Here is a 19,904-nt window from a genome sequence, read left to right as displayed (position 1 = left end):
ACGCCGGAACAGGTCCGTGAGGGGACGCACAATGGCGATGACGGCTGCGGTCAAGGACGAGCTGAGTCGGGTCGACGTGCCCAAGCCCTGCTGCCGGCGAGCGGAGATGGCGGCGCTGCTGCGCTTCGCCGGCGGGCTGCACATCGTCTCCGGTCGGGTCGTGGTGGAGGCCGAACTCGACACGGGAGCGGTGGCCCGGCGGCTGCGACGGGAGATCGCGGAGGTCTACGGCTATCCGAGCGAGATCCACGTGCTCGCGTCCGGTGGCCTGCGCAAGGGCAGCCACTTCATCGTGCGGGTGGTCAAGGACGGTGAGGCCCTCGCGCGGCAGACGGGGCTGCTCGACGTGCGGGGACGCCCGGTGCGGGGCCTGCCGCCGCACGTCGTGGCCGCGAACGTCTGCTGCGCGGTGTCGGCGTGGCGTGGCGCGTTCATGGCGCACGGCTCGCTGACGGAGCCGGGCCGCTCCAGCGCGCTGGAGATCACCTGCCCCGGCCCGGAGTCGGCGCTGGCCCTGGTGGGCGCGGCCCGGCGCATCGGCATCACCGCCAAGAACCGCGAGGTGCGCGGCGTGGACCGGGTGGTGGTCAAGGACGGCGACGCGATCGCCGCGCTGCTCACCCGGATCGGCGCCCACTCCAGCGTGCTGGCCTGGGAGGAGCGCCGGGTACGCCGCGAGGTGCGGGCCACGGCCAACCGGCTGGCCAACTTCGACGACGCCAACCTGCGCCGCTCGGCGCGGGCCGCGGTCGCCGCCGCCGCCCGGGTGACCCGGGCGCTGGAGATCCTCGCCGAGGACGCGCCCAACCACCTCACCTCGGCCGGCCGGCTGCGCCTGGAGCACCGGCAGGCCTCGCTGGAGGAGCTGGGCGCGCTGGCCGACCCGCCGTTGACCAAGGACGCCATCGCCGGCCGGATCCGCCGGTTGCTCGCGCTGGCCGACAAGCGGGCCCGGGACCTGGGCATCCCGGATACGGAAGCGGCCGTCACGCCCGACATGCTCGTGGTCTGATAGGACGGAGCGGGTCGGCGGTGCCGGTGGGGTCACCACCCGGCGCTGCACTGCGCCGCACGCTCGGATAGGGTCGCTGCGTACGGCAAGGAGGCCGGCACAGGCATTCCTCGCCGTGCACACCGCCTCGGGCGGTCAGGTCCTTCGAGACCGCGGCGGGGTGGCCGAGATGAACCGTCAACGGCCGGCTCCAACGGTCGGCGCACACACCTCCGCCGGCCCGGGTCTGACGCCGGCGGACCAGAACGCAAGGAGATGGGACCTGTGACCATCCGGGTTGGCATCAACGGCTTCGGCCGGATCGGCCGCAACTTCTTCCGGGCAGTGCTGGCGTCCGGCGCTGACATCGAGGTCGTGGCGGTCAACGACCTGACCGACAACGCGACGCTCGCCCACCTGCTCAAGTACGACAGCATCCTGGGCCGCCTCCCGCACGAGGTGAAGGCCACCGCCGACGAGATCACCGTGGGTGGCAAGACCATCAAGGCGTACGCCGAGAAGGACCCGTCGAAGCTGCCGTGGGGCGACGCCGGCGTGGACGTCGTCATCGAGTCCACCGGCTTCTTCACCGACGCCACCAAGGCGAAGGCACACGTCGACGGCGGGGCCAAGAAGGTCATCATCTCCGCCCCGGCGAAGAACGAGGACGTCACGGTCGTCATGGGCGTCAACCACGACCAGTACGACCCGGCCAAGCACACCATCATCTCGAACGCCTCCTGCACCACCAACTGCCTGGCGCCGATGGCGAAGGTCCTGCACGACACGTTCGGCATCCAGCACGGCCTGATGACGACGATCCACGCGTACACGCAGGACCAGAACCTCCAGGACGCGCCGCACTCCGACCTGCGTCGGGCCCGCGCCGCCGCGCTGAACATCGTGCCGACCTCGACCGGCGCGGCGAAGGCGATCGGCCTGGTGCTGCCGGAGCTCAAGGGCAAGCTGGACGGCTACGCGCTGCGCGTGCCGATCCCGACCGGCTCGGCCACCGACCTCACGGTCGACGTCGCCCGGGAGACCACGGTGGACGAGGTCAACGCCGCGCTGAAGGCCGCCGCCGAGGGGCCGCTCAAGGGCGTCCTGGTCTACAACGAGGACCCGATCGTCTCCGCCGACATCGTCACCGACCCGGCGTCGTGCATCTTCGACGCGCCGCTGACCAAGGTCGTCGGCAACCAGGTCAAGGTCGTCGGCTGGTACGACAACGAGTGGGGCTACTCGAACCGCCTGGTCGACCTGGTCAAGCTGGTCGGTCAGTCGCTGTGAGCATCCGTACCCTCGACGACCTGCTCGCCGAGGGGGTGTCGGGTCGGCGCGTGCTGGTGCGCGCCGACCTGAACGTCCCGCTCGACAAGCAGACCGGCGACATCACCGACGACGGCCGCATCCGGGCCGTGCTGCCGACCCTGAGCGCCCTCACCGGAGCCGGCGCCAAGGTGGTCGTCTGCTCGCACCTGGGCCGCCCGAAGGGCACGCCGGACCCGAAGTTCAGCCTGAGCCCGGTCGCCGGGCGGCTCGGTGAGCTGCTCGGCACGCGGGTGCACTTCGCCACCGACACCGTCGGCGAGTCGGCCCGCTCCACGGTGGACGCGCTCGCCGACGGCGAGGTCGCGCTGCTGGAGAACCTGCGCTTCAACGCCGGCGAGACCAGCAAGGACGACGCCGAGCGGGGCGCCTTCGCCGACCAGCTCGCCGCGTTCGGCGACGCCTACGTCGACGACGCGTTCGGCGCGGTGCACCGCAAGCACGCCAGCGTGCACGACGTGCCGGCCCGGCTGCCGCACGTCGCCGGGCGGCTGGTGCTGCGCGAGGTGGAGGTCCTGTCCCGGCTGACCGGTGAGCCGGAGCGCCCGTACGTGGTGGTGCTCGGCGGCTCGAAGGTCTCCGACAAGCTGGCGGTGATCGAGGCGCTGCTGCCGACGGTCGACCGGCTGCTGATCGGCGGCGGCATGTGCTTCACCTTCCTCAAGGCCCAGGGCCACGAGGTGGGCTCCTCGCTGCTGGAGGAGGAGATGGTCGAGACCTGCCGCAACCTGCTGGAGCGCTCCGAGGGCAAGATCATGCTCCCGGTCGACGTGGTGGCCGCGGACGCGTTCGCCCCGGACGCCGCGCACGACACCGTGCCGGCCGACGGCATCCCGAGCAAGCGGGTCGGGCTCGACATCGGGCCGGAGACGGTCGCCGGTTTCGCCGCCGCCCTCAAGGGCGCGCGGACGATCTTCTGGAACGGCCCGATGGGCGTGTTCGAGATGCCGGCGTTCGCCCACGGCACCCGGGGGATCGCCGAGACGATCGCCAAGGCCGACGCGTTCACGGTCGTCGGTGGCGGTGACTCGGCGGCGGCGGTACGGGCCCTGGGGCTGGACGAGTCGTCCTTCGGGCACATCTCCACCGGCGGTGGCGCCTCCCTGGAATACCTGGAGGGCAAGACCCTCCCCGGCATCGCGGCCCTGGAGAACTGATGGCGAGCGTCACCCGCCGGCCCCTGATGGCCGGCAACTGGAAGATGAACTGCAACCACCTCGAGGCCAACCTGCTGGTGCAGAAGCTGGCGGCCAGCCTCACCGAGAAGCAGCTCACCGACGTCGAGACGGTGGTCCTGCCGCCGTTCACCGACCTGCGTACGGTCCAGACCGCCGTCGACGGCGACAAGCTGCTCATCGGCTACGGCGCGCAGGACCTCTCGCCGCACGCGTCGGGTGCCTACACCGGGGAGATCTCCGGCTCGATGCTGGCGAAGCTCGGCTGCACGTACGTGGTGATCGGGCACTCCGAGCGGCGGGCCTACCACCACGAGGACGACGCGCTCGTCAACGCCAAGGTGCAGGCGGCGCTGACCAACGGGCTCACCCCGATCCTCTGCGTGGGGGAGGGGCTCGACGTGCGCGACCAGGGCACCCACGTGGCGCACTGCAGCGACCAGCTCGACGGCGCCCTGAAGGGGCTGACCGCCGAGCAGGTGGCGAAGGTCGTGGTGGCCTACGAGCCGGTCTGGGCGATCGGCACGGGCAAGACGGCGACCCCCGAGGACGCCCAGGAGGTGTGCGGCGCGGTCCGTCAGCGCCTGGCCGAGTCCTTCGGGCAGGATACCGCCGACAAGGTCCGGGTCCTCTACGGCGGGTCGGTCAAGTCCTCCAACGTCGCGGCGATCATGGCCCAGGCGGACGTCGACGGGGCGTTGGTGGGCGGCGCGAGCCTGGACGCCGAGGAGTTCGCGAAGATCTGCCGGTTCCCGGAGCACATCTCCCGCTGATCGCTCGCTATCCTTGACTCCGCCCGTCCGTCGGTCGGTGCCACCGTGCCCGATCTGCCCGGGCGAGGATCGTAACGAGAGGACTGACCCCAGCCATGCCGATCTGGTTCGCATACACGTTGATCGTGTTGCTGGTCATCACGAGCGTTCTGTTGACCATGCTGATCCTGCTGCACCGCGGTAAGGGCGGCGGGTTGTCGAGCATGTTCGGCGGTGGCGTCAGCTCCAGCCTCGCCGGGTCCTCGGTGGCGGAGAAGAACCTCGACCGCTACACCGTCCTGGTGGGCATCGTCTGGTTCGCCTGCATCGTGGGGCTGGGGCTCTGGCTCCGTCTCCAGATGGCCAGCGGCACGGTCTGAGCCCGCCGAGTCGTAGAATCTGCGCGCGGTCCGTCACCGACGGGCCGCGCGCAGTTCGTTCCACCCGCTGCACCGCGTCGCCCGCTGCCCCTCCGGCGGCGGTTCCCCTCCGACGACAGGAGCGAGCAGCCGTGCCCATTGGCAACGTCATCCGGGGCACCCGGGTCGGGTCCGCGCCCGACCGTCACGCCCAACGCCACCAGCCGGCCCCGTGCCGGACGGTGACCTACTGGTGCCGCAACGCCCACCGCACCGAGATCCGGCTGGCCGCCGAGGTCGAGGTGCCGCAGGTGTGGGACTGCCCGCGCTGCGGCCTGCCGGCCGGCCGGGACGCGCAGAACCCGCCGGGCCGCGCCCGGCCCGAGCCCTACAAGACCCACCTGGCGTACGTGAAGGAGCGGCGCACCGCCGAGGAGGGCGAGGCCATCCTGGCCGAGGCCCTCGCCGCCCTGCGCCGCCGACGGGGCCGTCCCGCCGGCTAGACGGCGTTCCCGCCCACGGCGGACAGCGAAGGACCCCTCGTCGCCGCCGAGGGGTCCTTCGTCGGTCAGCGCAGGCTGCGCAGGCGGGCCGGCACGTCGGCCGCCGCCGCCCGGTCCAGCAGCCAGAGGGTACGGCCGGTGCCCTGTACGCCGGCCGCCGGCAGTTGCACCGGCCCCGCCCCGGCCAGCGCCATGCCGACCGCCCGGGCCTTGTCGGACCCGCTGGCCACCAGCCAGACCTCGTCGGCCGTGTTGATCGCCGGGAGGGTCAGCGTGGTCCGCACCGGTGGAGGCTTCGGGCTGCCCCGCACCGCGCTGACCGGCCGGCTGTCGTGGTGCACCGGATGCTCGGGGAAGACCGAGGCGACGTGCCCGTCCTCGCCGACGCCCAGCATCAGCACGTCGAAGTGGGGGAGCGCGGCGTGCCCCGGACGCGCCGCGCGGGCCAGCTCCTGGGCGTAGCGGGCCGCCGCCTCCTCCGGGTCCGGCCCGGCCGGGCCGTCGGAGGCCGGCATGGGGTGCACCCGGGCCGGGTCCAGCGGCACCGCGTCCAGCAGCGTGGCGCGTGCCTGGGTCTCGTTGCGCTCGGGGTCGCCGGCGGGCAGGAACCGCTCGTCGCCCCACCAGACGTCCACCCGCGACCAGTCGACGGCGTCGCGGGCCGGCAGCGCCGCCACCGCCCGGTGCACCGCCGCGGCTATCCGCCCGCCGGTCAGCACCACCGACGCGTGGCCCCGCTCGGCCTGCGCGTCGAGCAGCTTGACCAGCAGCCGGGCGGCCACCGCCTGGGCCAGCAGGTCGGCGTCGGCATGGACGGCGACACTCGCCTCACTCATCTGTGTGCCTTCGTTTCTCCGGCCGCCGCGCGGCCGGTCTTCCGTGGTGCCCCCGACAGTCGGGCGCTCAGTGCTCGGCGCTCGTACCCACGTGCGCCGTGACCCCCGCCTCGGCCCGCTGGGCGGTGGCCGGGTCCTTCCAGACGTGCACCCGCTGCGGCGGGCGCTGGTCGAGGTCGCTCAGCCCGGCCGCCGTACCCAGCGCCTCCGCGTACACCTGGTCGGCGTCGAGCCGGCGCAGCTCCTCGGCCAGCTCGTCGCCGAGCGGCCGCCGGACGAGCGGCAGCTGCCGGTCCTCCTGGCCGGTACGGCGGAACGTCGCCACGCTGTCGTCGCGGGTCAGCGTCAGCGTGTCGCCGTTGGCGCAGCGCAGCTGCACCTCCCGCATCCGGGGGGACGCGTCGCTGTGCTCCCACGTCGGCTGGATGCCGAGTCGCGCGGCCAGCCACCCCTGCATCAGCGCGGCGGTCGGATCGCTCGGCGGCGCCACCACCGTCGCCTCGGTCACCCTGGCCTGGGTGGTGTCGAAGGCCCCCGCCACGAGGGTGCGCCACGGGGTGATCCGGGTCCACGCCAGGTCGGTGTCGCCAGGTGCGTAGTCCCGGGCCCGCTGGCGCAGCGCCTCGATCGGGTCGGCGGCCTGCGCGCTGTCGGTGATCCGCCGGTCGGCCACCACGCCGAGGAAGTCCGTGGAGATCTCGGCCGGCGGCTCGCCGTGCCACCACGTCACCACCGGTACGTCCGGCACCAGCAGCGGCATCACCACCGACTCGGCGTGCAGGGCCAGCCGCCCGTACATCCGGGTGACCACCGCCTCGCACGGGCCGAGCCGGCCGCCGACGACGATCTCCGCGTCCAGCCGGTTGCGTTCGCGCTCCACGTCGGCGCGGACCACCACCAGCAGCCGGCAGGGGTGGGCGGCGGCGGCTATCGTCGCCGCCGCCTCCGCCTCGCGGACCCGCTTCTCGTCCACCACCACGATCAGGGTGAGCGCCATGCCGCTGGCCACCCCGCCGGCGCTGCGCCGCTCGGCGGCGAGCGCCTTGACCACCTCGTTTCCGGTGGTGTCCCACAGGCCGATCACTGGAGCCTCCTGGTTTGCTCGCTGCGCCTGCTCGCGGCACCTGCCTTCGCGCTCACGCCCGCCGCCAGGCGCGGCCCTCGCGGGCCAGCATCTCGTCGGCGGCCCGGGGGCCCCACTCGCCGGCCCGGTACGGCTCCGGCGTGGTGCCCGCCCACGCGTGCTCCAGCGGGTCCACCACCTGCCAGCTCTGCTCGACCTCGGCGGCGTCGGGGAAGAGCGTGCGGTCGCCGATCAGGACGTCCAGCACGAGCCGCTCGTACGCCTCGGGGCTGGCCTCGGTGAACGCCTCGCCGTACTGGAAGTCCATGGCGATGTCGCGGACCTCCATCGTGGTGCCGGGCACCTTGGAGCCGAACTTGAGCACGACGCCCTCGTCCGGCTGCACCCGGATGACGAGCTGGTTGTTGCCCAGCGACTCCATGTCGGCCTCGTTGAACGGCAGGTGCGGCGCCCGCTTGAACATGATGGCGACCTCGGTGACCCGCCGCGGCAGCCGCTTGCCGGCCCGGATGTAGAACGGCACCTCCGCCCAGCGGCGGTTCTGGATGCCGAGCCGCACGGCCACGTAGGTCTCCGTGGTGGAGTCCTCCGGGACGCCCTCCTCCTCCAGGTACCCGACGGCACGCTCGCCGCCCACCCAGCCGGGCAGGTACTGGCCGCGTACGGTGCCCTCGGCGACGTCCTTGGGCAGGGTGATCGCCCGGAGCACCTTGAGCTTCTCCGTGCGGATCTCGTCGGCGTCGAAGCTCGTCGGCTCCTCCATCGCCACCAGCGCCAGCAGCTGGAGCAGGTGGTTCTGGAACACGTCGCGGGCCGCGCCGGCCGAGTCGTAGAAGCCGGCGCGGGTGCCGATGCCGACGTCCTCGGCCATGGTGATCTGCACCGAGTCGACGTACTTGGAGTTCCACAGCGGCTCGAACAGGTTGTTGGCGAACCGCAGGGCGAGGATGTTCTGGACGGTCTCCTTGCCCAGGTAGTGGTCGATGCGGAAGACGTCCTTGCGGGTGAAGACGTCGTCGACCAGGTCGTTGAGCGCCTTCGCCGACGGCAGGTCGTGCCCGAAGGGCTTCTCCACCACCACCCGCCGCCAGCCGCCGGACTTGGCGTTGTCGGCCATCCCGGTGCGGGCCAGCTGCTTGAGGACCACGGGGAACGCCGCCGGGGGGATGGAGAAGTAGAAGGCGGCGTTGCCCGGGATGCCGTGCGTCTGGCGCAGCTCGTCCAGCATCTCGGAGAGGTGGTCGAACGCGGCGTCGTCGTCGAACGAGCCGCCGACGAACTTGATGTTGCCCGCCAGGCGCGCCCACACCTCCTCCCGCCAGGGGGTGCGGGCGTGTTTCTTGGCCGCCTCGTGGGCCAGCGACTCGAAGTCCCCGTCGCCCCAGTCCCGGCGGGCGAAGCCGAGCACGGCGAAGCCCGGGGGCAGCAGCCCCCGGTTCGCCAGGTCGTACACGGCCGGCAGGAGCTTCTTGCGGGCCAGGTCACCGGTGACGCCGAAGATCACCAGAGCGCACGACTCCGGGATCCTCGGCAGCCGGCGGTCCTGCGGGTCGCGCAGCGGGTTCACACCGCCTCCTCGCTCCGCGTCGTCCATGGTCCCCATCGTCACGCCCGCAACGCCCCGGCCGCATCGAGCAGCTGGGCCACGCCCGCCGACCGGTCGGTCAGGTGCAGCCGCACCACCGGGCGCTCCCGCTCGGCCAGGGCCTGCCGGTCGCCGGCGGCCTGCGCCGCCTGCAACTCGCCGAAGGTGTACGGCCGCCCCGGCACCGGCAGGTCGTCGGCGACCGCGCCGGTGAGCTGGAGGTAGCTGCCGACCTGCGGACCGCCCTTGTGGTACTGGCCGGTGGAGTGCAGGAACCGCGGGCCCCAGCCGAAGGTGACCGGACGGCCGGCGGCGCCGGCCAGCAGCGGCCGCAGCCGGGCGGCGTCGGCGTCGGCGAACCGGTCGAGGTACGCCATCACCGCGAGGTAGCCGTCGTCGCCCGCCCCGTCGATCAGCAGGCGCAGCACGCCGGCCAGGTCGCCCGGGGCGCCCTGCGGCGCGTACACCTCGATCGCGCCCTCGGTGAACGACGGCGTCTCCGCCGGCGGACCCGAGGCGAGGATCCGGTTGGTGTTCTCCTTGCTCTCGGTGACGTTGGGCTGGTTGAACGGGTCGATGCCCAGCACCACGCCGGCGACCGCGGTGGCGTACTCCCAGGCCAGGAACTGCGCGCCGAGCGGGCCGTTGACCGCCACGTCGGCGTCGACGCCGCCGGCCGGGACGGCGCCGGCGGGCAACGCGCCGCCGTAGGTCACGGTGAGTACGTCGTCGCCGGCGGCACCGGGACTCTGCGGCGACTCCACGACGACCGGCAGGATGCCGACGCCGGCCTTGCCGGTGGACTCGGCGATGAGCTGCTCCGCCCAGTCGCCGAGGCCCTCGATGCCGGTGCCGTCGGAGATCAGGGCGACCTTGTCCCGGCCCATGGTGGCCGCCGCGCCGAGCGCCGCGCCGAGCGCCAGGCCCGGGTTGTCGCGGTCCCCGCCCAGCGACCGCGCCAGCGCGTCGGCCTGGTCGAGCAGCTCGCCCACCTCGACGCCGGCCAGCGCCGACGGGACCAGCCCGAACGCGGTCAGCGCGGAGTAGCGGCCGCCGACGTTCGGGTCGGCGAGCACCGTGAAGGCACCCATCTCGGCGGCGGTCTGCTCCAGGGGCGAGCCCGGGTCGGTGACGACCACGAAGTGCCGGCCGGCCTCCGCCTCGGTCATCCCCGCGTCGAGGAACGCCTGCCAGTAGGCCCGGCGGTGGCTGTCGGTCTCGACCGTCGAGCCGGACTTGCTGGCCACCACCACCACGGTGCGCTCCAGCCGGTCGGCCAGCGCCGCCCGGACCTGTCCCGGGTCGGTGGTGTCGAGCACCGTCAGCTGCTTGCCGAGGGTGCGGGCGATGACCTCGGGGGCCAGCGACGAGCCGCCCATCCCGGCGAGCACCACGTGGTCCAGGTCGGCCAGCTCCGCCTTCAGCTCGGCGAGCTGGGGGAGCAGTTCCCGGCTGCGCAGGTGGGTGTCCACCCAGCCGAGGCGGATCTTCGCCTCGGCCTCGGCGTCCGGCCCCCACAGGGTCGGGTCCTTCGCGGCCAGCTTGCCCGGCACGCCGGCACCGACCAGCGCCTCGCGGGTGGAGGCGGGCGCCGACTTGTCGACGGTGTCGGCCCCGTGCACGGAGAGCCCGGCGGCGGCCTCGACCGCCCCGGCCAGCAGGTCACTCACGCCGCCACCTCGCTTCGCTCGGCGGCGGCGCGAGGCGCCGCACTGCTGAGCCCGATGGTTCGCTCGCTACGCTCACTCACGCGTTGCCTCCCGCCTGCTGCGCGGCCTGCGCGTTGCCCTTCGCGGCGTCGCCCGGGTGGCCGGCGCCCCGGCCCGCGGCCGACAGCGACTTGCGGACGCCGTCGAGCAGTTCCTGCCAGCTCGTCTCGAACTTCTCCACGCCCTCGCGCTCCAGGGTCTCGATCACGTCGGCCACGTCGATCCCCACCGACTCCAGGTCCGCGAAGACCTTGCGGGCCTCGTCGTACGAGCCGGTGATGGTGTCGCCGCGGGTCTCGCCGTGGTCGGCGTACGCGTGCACGACCGGCTCCGGCATGGTGTTGACCGTGCCGGGGGCGATCAGCTCCTCGACGTAGATGACGTCCCGGTAGTCCGGGTTCTTGGTCGAGGTGGAGGCCCACAGCGGCCGCTGCGGGTGGGCGCCGGCGTCGGCGAGGGCCTGCCACCGGTCGGAGGAGAAGACCTCGCCGTAACGCTCGTACGCCAGCTTGGCGTTGGCGACGGCGGCCTTGCCGCGCAGCGCCTTGGCCTCGTCGGAGCCGAGCTTCTCCAGTCGCTTGTCGATCTCGCTGTCGACGCGGGAGACGAAGAACGAGGCGACCGAGCCGATCTTCGACAGGTCGTGGCCGTTGGCCTTGGCCTTCTCGAGACCGGCCAGGAACGCCTCCATCACCTGCGAGTAGCGCTCCAGCCCGAAGATCAGCGTGACGTTGACGCTGATCCCCTCGGCCAGGGTGGCGGTGATGGCCGGCAGGCCCGCCTCGGTGGCCGGGATCTTGATGAAGAGGTTGGGCCGGTCGACCAGCCACCACAGCGCCTTGGCCTCGGCGACCGTCCTGTCGGTCTCGTGGGCCAGCCGCGGGTCCACCTCGATGGAGACCCGGCCGTCGACGCCGCCGCTGCCCTCGTACGACGGGCGCATCACGTCGCACGCCCACCGCACGTCGTACGTGGTGAGCATGCGTACGGCCTCCTCGACCTCCACGCCACGGGCGGCGAGGTCGCGCAGTTGCCAGTCGTACTCGTCGGCGTCGCTCAGCGCCTTGGCGAAGATCGTCGGGTTGGTGGTCACCCCGGCCACGTGCTTCTCCCGGCGGAGCTGGTCCAGCCCGCCGGAGGACAGCCGTACCCGGGAAAGGTCGTCGAGCCAGACCGCCACGCCTGCGGCGGTGAGTTCACTAAGCCTGTCCGTCATGCCGTCCACGCTCCCCTCAGTTGCCGGTCGTGAAACCGGTGATGTCGCCCATCCGGGTCAGCGCCGCGTGCGCGGCGGCCACGATCCGGTCGGGGGTGAAGCCGAACTGCTCGAAGAGCACGGAGTGCGGGGCGCTCGCGCCGTAGTGCTCCAGGCTCACGCTCTCGCCGCAGTCGCCGACGATGCCGTGCCAGGACATGGCGATGCCCGCCTCCACGCTCACCCGTGCCTTTACCCCGCGCGGCAGTACCGACTCCCGGTACGCCTCGTCCTGCTCGAAGAACCACTCCTGGCAGGGCATCGAGACGACCCGGGTGGGGGTGCCGTCGGCCTCCAGCCGCTCGCGGGCGGTGAGGCAGAGCTGCACCTCGGAGCCGGTGCCGATGAGGATCACCTGCGGCTTGCCGTTGGACGCCTCCGCCAGCACGTAGCCACCCCTGGCCACGCCCTCCGCGCCGGCCAGGGCCGCGCGGTCCAGCGTCGGCAGCGGCTGCCGGCTCAGCGCCAGCGCCGTCGGCCGGTCGGTGTGCTCCAGGGCCTGCCGCCAGGCCCAGGCCGTCTCGTTGGCGTCGGCCGGCCGGACCACGTCCAGGCCGGGGATGGCACGCAGCGCGGTCAGGTGCTCCACCGGCTGGTGCGTGGGGCCGTCCTCGCCGAGACCGATCGAGTCGTGCGTCCAGACGTAGACCACCGGCAGCTTCATCAGCGCGGCGAGGCGGACCGCCGGGCGCATGTAGTCGCTGAACACCAGGAAGGTGCCGCCGTACGGGCGGGTGCCGCCGTGCAGCGCGATGCCGTTGAGGATCGCGCCCATGGCGTGCTCGCGGATGCCGAAGTGCAGCGTGCGGCCGTACTCGTGGCCGGGGAAGTCCTTGGTGGCGTGGACGGCGGGCACGAAGGACGGCTCGCCCTTCATGGTGGTGTTGTTGCTCTCCGCCAGGTCGGCCGAGCCACCCCACAGCTCCGGCAGGACTCCGGCGAGCGCCTCCAGGACCTTGCCGGAGGCGGCCCGGGTGGCGACGCCCTTGGCGTCGGCGGGGAACTCCGGCAGCGCCTCGGTCCAGCCGCTCGGCAGGATCCGCCCGGCCATCCGGTCGTAGAGTGCGTGACGCTCCGGGTTGGCCTTCGCCCAGCCGTCGAACGCCGTGGTCCACTCCTGCTGGGCCCGGGCACCGCGCTCCATCACCGTGCGGGCGTGGCCGAGCATCTCCTCGTCGACCTCGAAGGTCCGCGCCGGGTCGAAGCCGAGGAGCTTCTTGGTGGCGGCCACCTCGTCGCCGCCCAGCGCCGAACCGTGGATCTTGCCGGTGTTCTTCTTGTTGGGCGCGGGCCAGCCGATGATGGTGCGCAGCGCGATGAAGGAGGGACGGCCGGTCTCGGCCTTCGCCGCCAGCAGCGCCCGGTGCAGGGCCTCGACGTCCTCGTGGTAGTCGCCCTGGTCGGCGTCGCCGGCGCGCCAGTCGACGGTCTGCACGTGCCAGCCGTACGCCTCGTAGCGGGCCGCGACGTCCTCGCTCTTGGCGATGCGGGTGTCGTCCTCGATCGAGATCTCGTTGTCGTCGTAGATCACCGTGAGGTTGCCGAGCTGCTGGTGCCCGGCGAGCGCGCTGGCCTCGTGGCTGATGCCCTCCTCGATGTCGCCGTCGGAGACGATGCACCAGATGTCGTGGTCGAAGACCGAGCGGCCCGGCTCGGCCTCCGGGTCGAACAGGCCGCGCTCGCGGCGGGCGGCCATCGCCATGCCGACCGCGTTGCCGAGGCCCTGCCCGAGCGGCCCGGTGGTGGTCTCCACGCCGGGGGTGTGCCCGTGCTCGGGGTGGCCCGGGGTCAGCGAGCCCCACTGCCGCAGCGACTCCAGGTCCTGCAGGGCCAGCGGGTAGCCGGAGAGGAAGAGCTGGATGTAGAGGGTGAGGCTGGAGTGGCCCGCGGAGAGCACGAAGCGGTCCCGGCCGGGCCAGTTCGGGTCGGCCGGGTTGTGCCGCATGACCCGGTTGAAGAGCAGGTAGGCCGCGGGCGCGAGGCTCATCGCGGTGCCCGGGTGGCCGTTGCCGGATTTCTCCACGGCGTCCATGGCCAGCACGCGGACGGTGTCGACGGCCCGGCGGTCGAGGTCGGACCAGTTGAGTGCGGGGTGCTCAGGTCGGTTGGCAGCCACGATGGTTGTGCTCCTCGGCAGATGGGCGGAACCCTCAGTGATGACCCTATCGAGCGGTCCTAAACGTCCGCCCAGGGATCTCTGCATGCCGGTCTGTACTGGTCGGCGCCGCTGACCGGTACCGACCCGACGGTGTGACGGCCCGCACCGTTGTCGGGTCGCCCGGGCAGCCAAAACGACGACGCGTAGTCTGTGGTGCGGTGTGTGGCCCCACCCGGGTCCGGCCGATCCGACCTCCCCTGCCGACGCCGGAAGGTGGCAATCCGTGAGCATGATCACCGAGCGCCCCGTCAGCAACTCTGCCGGGCAGCCGCCGGTGCGGACCACGGTGGAGACGTCGGCGGCGACCCGCCGGGACGTCCGCGCGGTGGTCTCGGCCTACGTGACGCTGACGAAGCCGCGGATCGTGGAGCTGCTCCTCGTCACCACGGTTCCGGCGATGATGCTCGCGGACGGCGGGATGCCGTCGCTCTGGCTGGTGGCCGTGGTGCTGGTCGGCGGCTCGCTCGCCGCCGGCGCGGCGAGCGTCATCAACTGCTACATCGACCGGGACATCGACCAGCTGATGCGGCGCACCAAGCGCCGCCCGCTGCCGACGCACACCGTGACACCGCGCAACGCGCTGATCTTCGGCCTGGTGCTGGCGGCGGTGTCGGTCGCGATGATGGCGGCGTTCACCAACCTGCTGGCCGCCGGGCTCACGCTGGCGGCGATCGTCTACTACGACGTCGTCTACACCCTCTGGCTCAAGCGCACCACGACGGCGAACACGTTCTGGGGCGGGGCCTGCGGGGCGGCGCCGGTCCTGATCGGCTGGGCGGCGGTGACCGGGACTCTCTCCCCGGCCGCGTGGGCGCTGTTCGCGGTGGTCTTCTTCTGGCAGATGCCGCACTTCTACCCGCTGGCGATGAAGTACAAGGACGACTACGCCCGGGCCGGCATCCCGATGCTGCCGGTGGTGGCCTCCACCCGGCGGGTGAACGCCGAGATCATCGGTTTCGCCTGGCTGACCGTGGCGTCCTCGCTGGCCGTGTGGCCGCTGGGGATGAGCCTGATCTACGGCGTTCCCGCCGTGGTGGTGGGCGCGATCTTCGTGGTGGAGGCGCACAAGCTGGCCCGCCGGGTCGCGCGGGGGCAGGCCGTCAAGCCGATGCGCCTGTTCCACTGGTCGACCACCTACCTGACCATCCTCTTCGCCGCCGTCGCGCTCGACGCCCTGATCTGACCGGGCCGCTTGCGCGCCGCCCCGCCCCGCCCGGCCCGTCCTGACTGCGCCGCGCTGCTGTGACTGCGCCGCGCTGCTGTGACTGCGCCGCGCCGCTGTCACCGCGCCGCGCCGGGTCCGCATGCGGATCGCGGGTCGGGTCCCGGCCGTCGCTGCCGTACCGGAAAGTCATTGTTGTGTATGCCTTGTCCGGGTTTTCCGTCACATCGGTGACACCGTTCGCATCGGTCCTGAACCGCTTCGGATGCCCCGGGCCGGGCCGGTTCGGGACGGCGTTTTGGCGCGATAAGTGGGGATGATCAGGGCATATCGCCTGTGGTTCTCCTTAAACCTGCGGGTAATTGGCATCACAAAAGGTTCATGGTTCTCGCCCGCCCGGGTGGAAGTCTGCTTACGCTTCGCGTCATGGCAGATGGTTCCGATACGACGCTGACGGCCGAGCAGACCCCCGGGCACGCCCCGCAGGGCCTGGTCGCGGGCATCAAGTCGTTCGCCGCCGGTCACGGCGGGGCGAAGGCGGTCATCGAGTACGTCGGCAAGCGTGGCGCGCGCATCGTCCTCGTGGGTGAGGACGGGGTGTGGGGCGACCAGTTCGCCGACGACACCGTCGTGGCGCGGCAGGCCTGCGCGACGGCGGGAGTCACCGTCGAGAACGCCTGGGAGCGTGAACTGATGGACCAGATGCGTCCGAGCAACGACCTCTGGCGGTCGATGGCCCGGCGCACGATGGCCCGTTGACATAAATTGACCGACCACCACCAGTCGACCCGGGGGAAACCCCGGGTCGCTCTCGTAACCTGTGCCGAGCTGCCGGACCTCGACCCCGACGACCGGCTGCTGCTCGACCCGCTGGCCCGCCGCGGGGTGACCGCCGACGTGCTGGACTGGGCCGCCCCGGACGCCGACTGGCCCGCGTACGACCTGGCGGTGCTCCGCTCGCCGTGGGACTACGCGCTGCGGCGCGACGAGTTCGTCGCCTGGGCGTCGCGGGTTCCCGCCCTGGCCAACCCGGCGGACGTCGTGCGCTGGAACACCGACAAGCGGTACCTGGCCGAGCTGTCCGCGGCGGGGGTGCCGACCGTGCCGACGTCCTGGGTAGCGCCGGGGGAGGACTGGCAGCCGCCCGCCACCAGCGGCGAGTACGTCGTCAAGCCGGCCGTCAGCGCGGGCAGCCAGGACACCGGCCGCTACGACCTGACCGATCCGCACCACCGGGAACTGGCCGTGGCGCACGTGCGGCGGCTGTCGGACGCCGGGCGGCTCACCATGGTGCAGCCGTACCTCGATGCCGTCGACACGGCCGGCGAGACGGCCCTGCTCTACCTGGCCGGGCCGGAGGGCCCGACGTTCAGCCACGCGATCCGCAAGGGGCCGATGCTGACCGGCCCGGACCTCGGGGTCGACGGGCTGCACCGGCCCGAGGAGATCACCGCCCGCACCGCCACCGCCGCGCAGTTGGCGGTTGCGGAGAGGGTCCTCGCGGCGGTGCCCGGCGGGTCGGGGCGACTGCTCTACGCCCGGGTGGACCTCATCCCGGGCCCGGACGGCGCGCCGGTCCTGGTGGAGCTGGAGCTGACCGAGCCGTCGCTGTTCCTCGGCCACGCCGACGGTGCCGCCGACCGGCTGGCCGACGCGATCCTGCTCCACCTGGCCCGCGCCGCCGGCTGACCGGCCCGCCAGGTGCGCGGCTGGACGGGCCGGGGAGCGCTCAGGCGGCGACCGGGACGGCCCGGTCGACGGCGTCCAGGGCCGGCGACGGAGCGACCGGGCGGCGCTCGCGGGTGGACCACTGCACCGACAGGGTGGCCAGCAGGACCAGGCAGGAGCCCAGCATGTGCGCGCCCACCAGCAGCGCCGGCAGGTTGGTGAAGTACTGCACGAAGCCGATCAGGCCCTGACCCAGCTCGACGGCGACGAGCACCAGCGCGGCCCGCGCGGCCCGCTGCGCGCCGACCGCGCGGAAGGCGAAGACCAGCGCCACGGACAGGCCGATCAGCAGGAAGACGCTGTCGGCGTGCACCTGGGAGATCGTCTCGGGGTCGAGCCCGTTGCGGGCGGCGCCCTGGTCGCCCGCGTGCGGGCCGCTGCCCGTCACCCAGGTGCCGATCACCAGCACCGCAGCGCTGACCACGGTGGTGAGCGCGGTGAGGGTCCGCAGCGGGGCCGGCACGACGGCCACCGCCGGGCCCGCCGGGTCCTTGATCCGCCGCCACAGGGCGTACGCGGCCGCGATCACCAGCATCGAGGCGAGGAAGTGCAGGCCGACCACCCACGGGTTGAGGTTGGTGAGCACGGTGATGCCGCCGACGACCGCCTGGGCCGGGATGCCGAAGAGCACGGCGACCGCGAGCGGGATCAGCTCCCGCCGGCGGGGGCGGTGCAGCAGCACGGCCACCAGCACCGCCAGCGCGATGATGCCGACCGCGAAGGTGAGCAGGCGGTTGCCGAACTCGATCACCCCGTGCACGCCCATCTCGGAGGTCGTGACGTACGAGTCGTCGGTGCACCGGGGCCAGGTCGGGCAGCCGAGGCCGGACGCGGTGAGCCGGACGGCCCCGCCGGTGACGACGATGCCCACGTTCGCGATGATCGAGGCGAGCGCGAGACGGCGCAGCAGGGCGGTGGAGACCGGGAACCGGACGGATCGCTTCACGGCGCAAATCCTACGCACCGTAGTGGAGCACGATCGGGTGACTCCGTCCGTGCGGTGGTTCGGATCACCGGGACCCCGGTTTGCGGGCCTCGGGCGAATTACGTAACGTTGGCGTTGTGAAAAACGTGGCGGGGCTCCCGGGGCACCGGCCGACGGCTGTCCCGGCCGACGGTCGGTCCGCGTCCGTCGCGGACCTCTCCACCCGCGACCGGGTCACCCAGTTGCTGCTGGAGCGCGGCGCGACCACCGCCGCGGAGCTCGGCTCGGCGCTCGGGCTCAGCCCGGCCGCGATCCGCCGGCACCTCGACGCGATGCTCGCGGACGGCGACGTGCTCGCCCGCGAGCAGACCGTCCGGGGCCACCGCGGCCGCGGCCGGCCGGCGAAGGTGTTCCTGCTGACCGACGCGGCCCGGGTCCGCTGCGGCACCCACCACTACGACAACATGGCCACCGCCGCGCTGCGCTGGATCTCCCGCAACGGGGGCGCCGAGGCGGTCGAGGCGTTCGCGGCCGACCAGGTCGCGGCGCTGGAGGCCCGCTGCCGGGCCGCCATGGAGGACGCCGGCGACGACCCGCTCGCGCGGGCCGAGGCACTCGCCGGAGCGCTGACCGCCGAGGGTTACGCTGCGAACGCGTCCACGATCGCCTCCGGCGGCCAGCTCTGCCAGCACCACTGCCCGGTGGCGCACGTGGCCGCCGAGTTCCCCCAGCTGTGCGAGGCCGAGACCGCGGTCATCTCCCGCCTGGTCGGCACCCACGTGCAGCGCCTGGCCACCATCGCGCACGGCGACGGGGTGTGCACCACGCACATCCCCACCCAGCCGGGGCGTGCCCGTTCCGGTAAGACCGTCACCACTGTGAGGACAGATAGATGACCGAGCAGATCGTCCAGCCCCTGACGCAGGAAGAGCAGCTCGCCGCCCTGGGTCGCTACGAATACGGCTGGGCCGACCCCGACGTCGCCGGGGCTGTCGCCCAGCGCGGCCTCGACGAGGCGGTGGTGCGGGACATCTCGGCCAAGAAGAACGAGCCGGCCTGGATGCTCGACCTGCGGCTGAAGGGCCTGCGGCTGTTCGGCCGCAAGCCGATGCCGGCCTGGGGCGCCGACCTCACGGGGATCGACTTCGACAACATCAAGTACTTCGTGCGGTCCACCGAGAAGCAGGCCACCAGCTGGGAGGACCTGCCGGAGGACATCAAGAACACCTACGACCGGCTGGGCATCCCCGAGGCGGAGAAGCAGCGCCTGGTCGCCGGTGTCGCGGCGCAGTACGAGTCCGAGGTCGTCTACCACAAGATCCGCGAGGACCTCGAGGAGCAGGGCGTCGTCTTCCTCGACACCGACACCGCGCTGCGCGAGCACGAGGACGTCTTCAAGGAGTACTTCGGCACGGTGATCCCGGTCGGCGACAACAAGTTCGCCGCGCTGAACACCTCCGTGTGGTCCGGCGGCTCGTTCATCTACGTGCCGAAGGGCGTGCACGTGGAGATCCCGTTGCAGGCCTACTTCCGGATCAACACGGAGAACATGGGCCAGTTCGAGCGGACGCTGATCATCGTCGACGAGGGCGCGTACGTGCACTACGTCGAGGGCTGCACCGCGCCGCTGTACTCCTCCGACTCGCTGCACAGCGCCGTCGTGGAGATCATCGTCAAGAAGAACGCCCGGTGCCGCTACACGACCATCCAGAACTGGTCGAACAACGTCTACAACCTGGTCACCAAGCGGGCCGTGTGCCACGAGGGCGCGACCATGGAGTGGGTCGACGGCAACATCGGCTCCAAGGTCACCATGAAGTACCCGGCGGTCTACATGACCGGCGAGCACGCCAAGGGCGAGGTGCTCTCGGTGGCCATGGCGGGCGAGGGGCAGCACCAGGACGCGGGCGCCAAGATGGTGCACGCCGCGCCGCACACCTCCTCCACCATCATCTCCAAGTCGATCGCCCGGGGCGGCGGCCGCACGTCGTACCGGGGCCTGGTCCAGGTGCTGGAGGGCTCGCACAGCAGCCGGAGCACGGTCAAGTGCGACGCGCTGCTGGTCGACACCATCTCCCGCTCGGACACCTACCCGTACGTCGACATCCGCGAGGACGACGTGTCGATGGGGCACGAGGCGACCGTCTCCAAGATCAGCGACGACCAGCTCTTCTACCTGATGAGCCGTGGTCTGAGCGAGGACGAGGCGATGGCGATGATCGTGCGTGGCTTCATCGAGCCGATCGCCAAGGAACTCCCGATGGAATACGCCCTGGAACTCAACCGCCTGATCGAGCTCCAGATGGAGGGCGCGGTCGGCTGACGCCGGCCCGCCCTGCGGGCCGCGCGAACG

18 protein-coding genes are annotated in these 19,904 nt (G+C 72.4%); 11 read left to right on the top strand and 7 right to left on the bottom strand.

Annotated features, from left to right (window positions below; all coding sequences use genetic code 11):
• Nucleotides 1–31: 31 nt before the first annotated feature.
• The 6 genes from whiA (at nucleotide 32) to CLT72_RS12170 (ending at nucleotide 5,109) form a co-directional block, all read left to right on the top strand.
• Nucleotides 32–1,012, top strand: a complete 981-nt coding sequence (gene whiA / locus CLT72_RS12195; RefSeq protein WP_088999356.1) for a DNA-binding protein WhiA — start codon at nucleotides 32–34, stop codon at nucleotides 1,010–1,012.
• A 264-nt stretch (nucleotides 1,013–1,276) separates the two neighbouring features.
• Nucleotides 1,277–2,281 carry a type I glyceraldehyde-3-phosphate dehydrogenase gene (gene gap / locus CLT72_RS12190; RefSeq protein WP_101411676.1) on the top strand — a complete coding sequence of 335 codons (1,005 nt, stop codon included), beginning with the start codon at nucleotides 1,277–1,279 and terminating at the stop codon, nucleotides 2,279–2,281.
• Nucleotides 2,278–3,477, top strand: coding sequence for a phosphoglycerate kinase (locus CLT72_RS12185; protein ID WP_101411674.1), 1,200 nt, complete (start codon nucleotides 2,278–2,280; stop codon nucleotides 3,475–3,477). Before gap ends, CLT72_RS12185 begins: the two co-directional genes overlap by 4 nt.
• Nucleotides 3,477–4,268 (top strand): triose-phosphate isomerase, encoded by a 792-nt coding sequence (gene tpiA / locus CLT72_RS12180; RefSeq protein ID WP_101411672.1) that lies wholly within the window; start codon nucleotides 3,477–3,479, stop codon nucleotides 4,266–4,268. The genes CLT72_RS12185 and tpiA overlap by 1 nt, the downstream gene beginning before the upstream one ends.
• A gap of 95 nt (nucleotides 4,269–4,363) precedes the next feature.
• Nucleotides 4,364–4,627: a preprotein translocase subunit SecG gene (secG, locus tag CLT72_RS12175; RefSeq protein ID WP_088999360.1), complete on the top strand. Its 264-nt coding sequence runs from the start codon at nucleotides 4,364–4,366 to the stop codon at nucleotides 4,625–4,627.
• Nucleotides 4,628–4,758: 131 nt separating this feature from the next.
• The gene (locus CLT72_RS12170; protein WP_101411670.1) at nucleotides 4,759–5,109 is read left to right on the top strand and encodes an RNA polymerase-binding protein RbpA; all 351 of its coding nucleotides are present in this window, start codon (nucleotides 4,759–4,761) and stop codon (nucleotides 5,107–5,109) included.
• Between the two features lie 65 nt (nucleotides 5,110–5,174).
• Here the strand turns inward: CLT72_RS12170 and pgl are convergent, their stop codons facing one another.
• The 6 genes from pgl to tkt form a co-directional block, all read right to left on the bottom strand.
• A complete protein-coding gene (gene pgl, locus CLT72_RS12165) occupies nucleotides 5,175–5,945 on the bottom strand; it encodes a 6-phosphogluconolactonase (RefSeq protein ID WP_101411668.1) in 771 nt (256 codons plus the stop codon).
• 67 nt (nucleotides 5,946–6,012) lie between these two features.
• Entirely contained in the window at nucleotides 6,013–7,029 is a 1,017-nt protein-coding gene (locus CLT72_RS12160; RefSeq protein ID WP_101411666.1) for a glucose-6-phosphate dehydrogenase assembly protein OpcA, read from the bottom strand.
• A gap of 52 nt (nucleotides 7,030–7,081) precedes the next feature.
• Nucleotides 7,082–8,623, bottom strand: coding sequence for a glucose-6-phosphate dehydrogenase (zwf, locus tag CLT72_RS12155; protein ID WP_374208799.1), 1,542 nt, complete (start codon nucleotides 8,621–8,623; stop codon nucleotides 7,082–7,084).
• An 11-nt stretch (nucleotides 8,624–8,634) separates the two neighbouring features.
• Nucleotides 8,635–10,284, bottom strand: a complete 1,650-nt coding sequence (locus tag CLT72_RS12150; protein WP_101411664.1) for a glucose-6-phosphate isomerase — start codon at nucleotides 10,282–10,284, stop codon at nucleotides 8,635–8,637.
• 76 nt (nucleotides 10,285–10,360) lie between these two features.
• Nucleotides 10,361–11,539 carry a transaldolase gene (gene tal, locus CLT72_RS12145; RefSeq protein WP_101411662.1) on the bottom strand — a complete coding sequence of 393 codons (1,179 nt, stop codon included), beginning with the start codon at nucleotides 11,537–11,539 and terminating at the stop codon, nucleotides 10,361–10,363.
• 16 nt (nucleotides 11,540–11,555) lie between these two features.
• Nucleotides 11,556–13,694 (bottom strand): transketolase, encoded by a 2,139-nt coding sequence (gene tkt, locus CLT72_RS12140; RefSeq protein WP_101411660.1) that lies wholly within the window; start codon nucleotides 13,692–13,694, stop codon nucleotides 11,556–11,558.
• A gap of 265 nt (nucleotides 13,695–13,959) precedes the next feature.
• Here tkt and CLT72_RS12135 point away from each other — a divergent pair, with 265 nt between their 5' ends.
• The 3 genes from CLT72_RS12135 (at nucleotide 13,960) to CLT72_RS12125 (ending at nucleotide 16,587) form a co-directional block, all read left to right on the top strand.
• Nucleotides 13,960–14,919, top strand: coding sequence for a heme o synthase (locus CLT72_RS12135; protein WP_101411658.1), 960 nt, complete (start codon nucleotides 13,960–13,962; stop codon nucleotides 14,917–14,919).
• A 405-nt stretch (nucleotides 14,920–15,324) separates the two neighbouring features.
• Nucleotides 15,325–15,657, top strand: a complete 333-nt coding sequence (locus CLT72_RS12130; protein ID WP_088999368.1) for a hypothetical protein — start codon at nucleotides 15,325–15,327, stop codon at nucleotides 15,655–15,657.
• Between the two features lie 6 nt (nucleotides 15,658–15,663).
• Nucleotides 15,664–16,587, top strand: coding sequence for a hypothetical protein (locus tag CLT72_RS12125; RefSeq protein ID WP_101411656.1), 924 nt, complete (start codon nucleotides 15,664–15,666; stop codon nucleotides 16,585–16,587).
• A 40-nt stretch (nucleotides 16,588–16,627) separates the two neighbouring features.
• Here the strand turns inward: CLT72_RS12125 and CLT72_RS12120 are convergent, their stop codons facing one another.
• Nucleotides 16,628–17,590: a COX15/CtaA family protein gene (locus CLT72_RS12120; protein WP_199184559.1), complete on the bottom strand. Its 963-nt coding sequence runs from the start codon at nucleotides 17,588–17,590 to the stop codon at nucleotides 16,628–16,630.
• Nucleotides 17,591–17,688: 98 nt separating this feature from the next.
• On the opposite strand from CLT72_RS12120, the gene CLT72_RS12115 reads away from it, so the two are divergent.
• Nucleotides 17,689–18,447 carry a helix-turn-helix transcriptional regulator gene (locus tag CLT72_RS12115; RefSeq protein ID WP_101411652.1) on the top strand — a complete coding sequence of 253 codons (759 nt, stop codon included), beginning with the start codon at nucleotides 17,689–17,691 and terminating at the stop codon, nucleotides 18,445–18,447.
• Nucleotides 18,444–19,874: a Fe-S cluster assembly protein SufB gene (sufB, locus tag CLT72_RS12110; RefSeq protein WP_088999372.1), complete on the top strand. Its 1,431-nt coding sequence runs from the start codon at nucleotides 18,444–18,446 to the stop codon at nucleotides 19,872–19,874. The genes CLT72_RS12115 and sufB overlap by 4 nt, the downstream gene beginning before the upstream one ends.
• The last annotated feature ends 30 nt before the right edge of the window (nucleotides 19,875–19,904 follow it).

Source organism: Micromonospora sp. CNZ309, from assembly GCF_002846525.1.
Note: the sequence above shows the minus strand (reverse complement) of the source record. Positions and strands in the feature narration are given on the sequence as shown.

Coding starts and splice junctions, on each gene's coding strand:
- whiA (WP_088999356.1), top strand. CDS start 32: ATGGCGATGACGGCTGCGGTCAAGGACGAGCTGAGTCGGGTCGACGTG.
- tpiA (WP_101411672.1), top strand. CDS start 3,477: ATGGCGAGCGTCACCCGCCGGCCCCTGATGGCCGGCAACTGGAAGATG.
- secG (WP_088999360.1), top strand. CDS start 4,364: ATGCCGATCTGGTTCGCATACACGTTGATCGTGTTGCTGGTCATCACG.
- pgl (WP_101411668.1), bottom strand. CDS start 5,945: ATGAGTGAGGCGAGTGTCGCCGTCCATGCCGACGCCGACCTGCTGGCC.
- zwf (WP_374208799.1), bottom strand. CDS start 8,623: ATGGACGACGCGGAGCGAGGAGGCGGTGTGAACCCGCTGCGCGACCCG.
- tal (WP_101411662.1), bottom strand. CDS start 11,539: ATGACGGACAGGCTTAGTGAACTCACCGCCGCAGGCGTGGCGGTCTGG.
- CLT72_RS12130 (WP_088999368.1), top strand. CDS start 15,325: ATGGCAGATGGTTCCGATACGACGCTGACGGCCGAGCAGACCCCCGGG.
- sufB (WP_088999372.1), top strand. CDS start 18,444: ATGACCGAGCAGATCGTCCAGCCCCTGACGCAGGAAGAGCAGCTCGCC.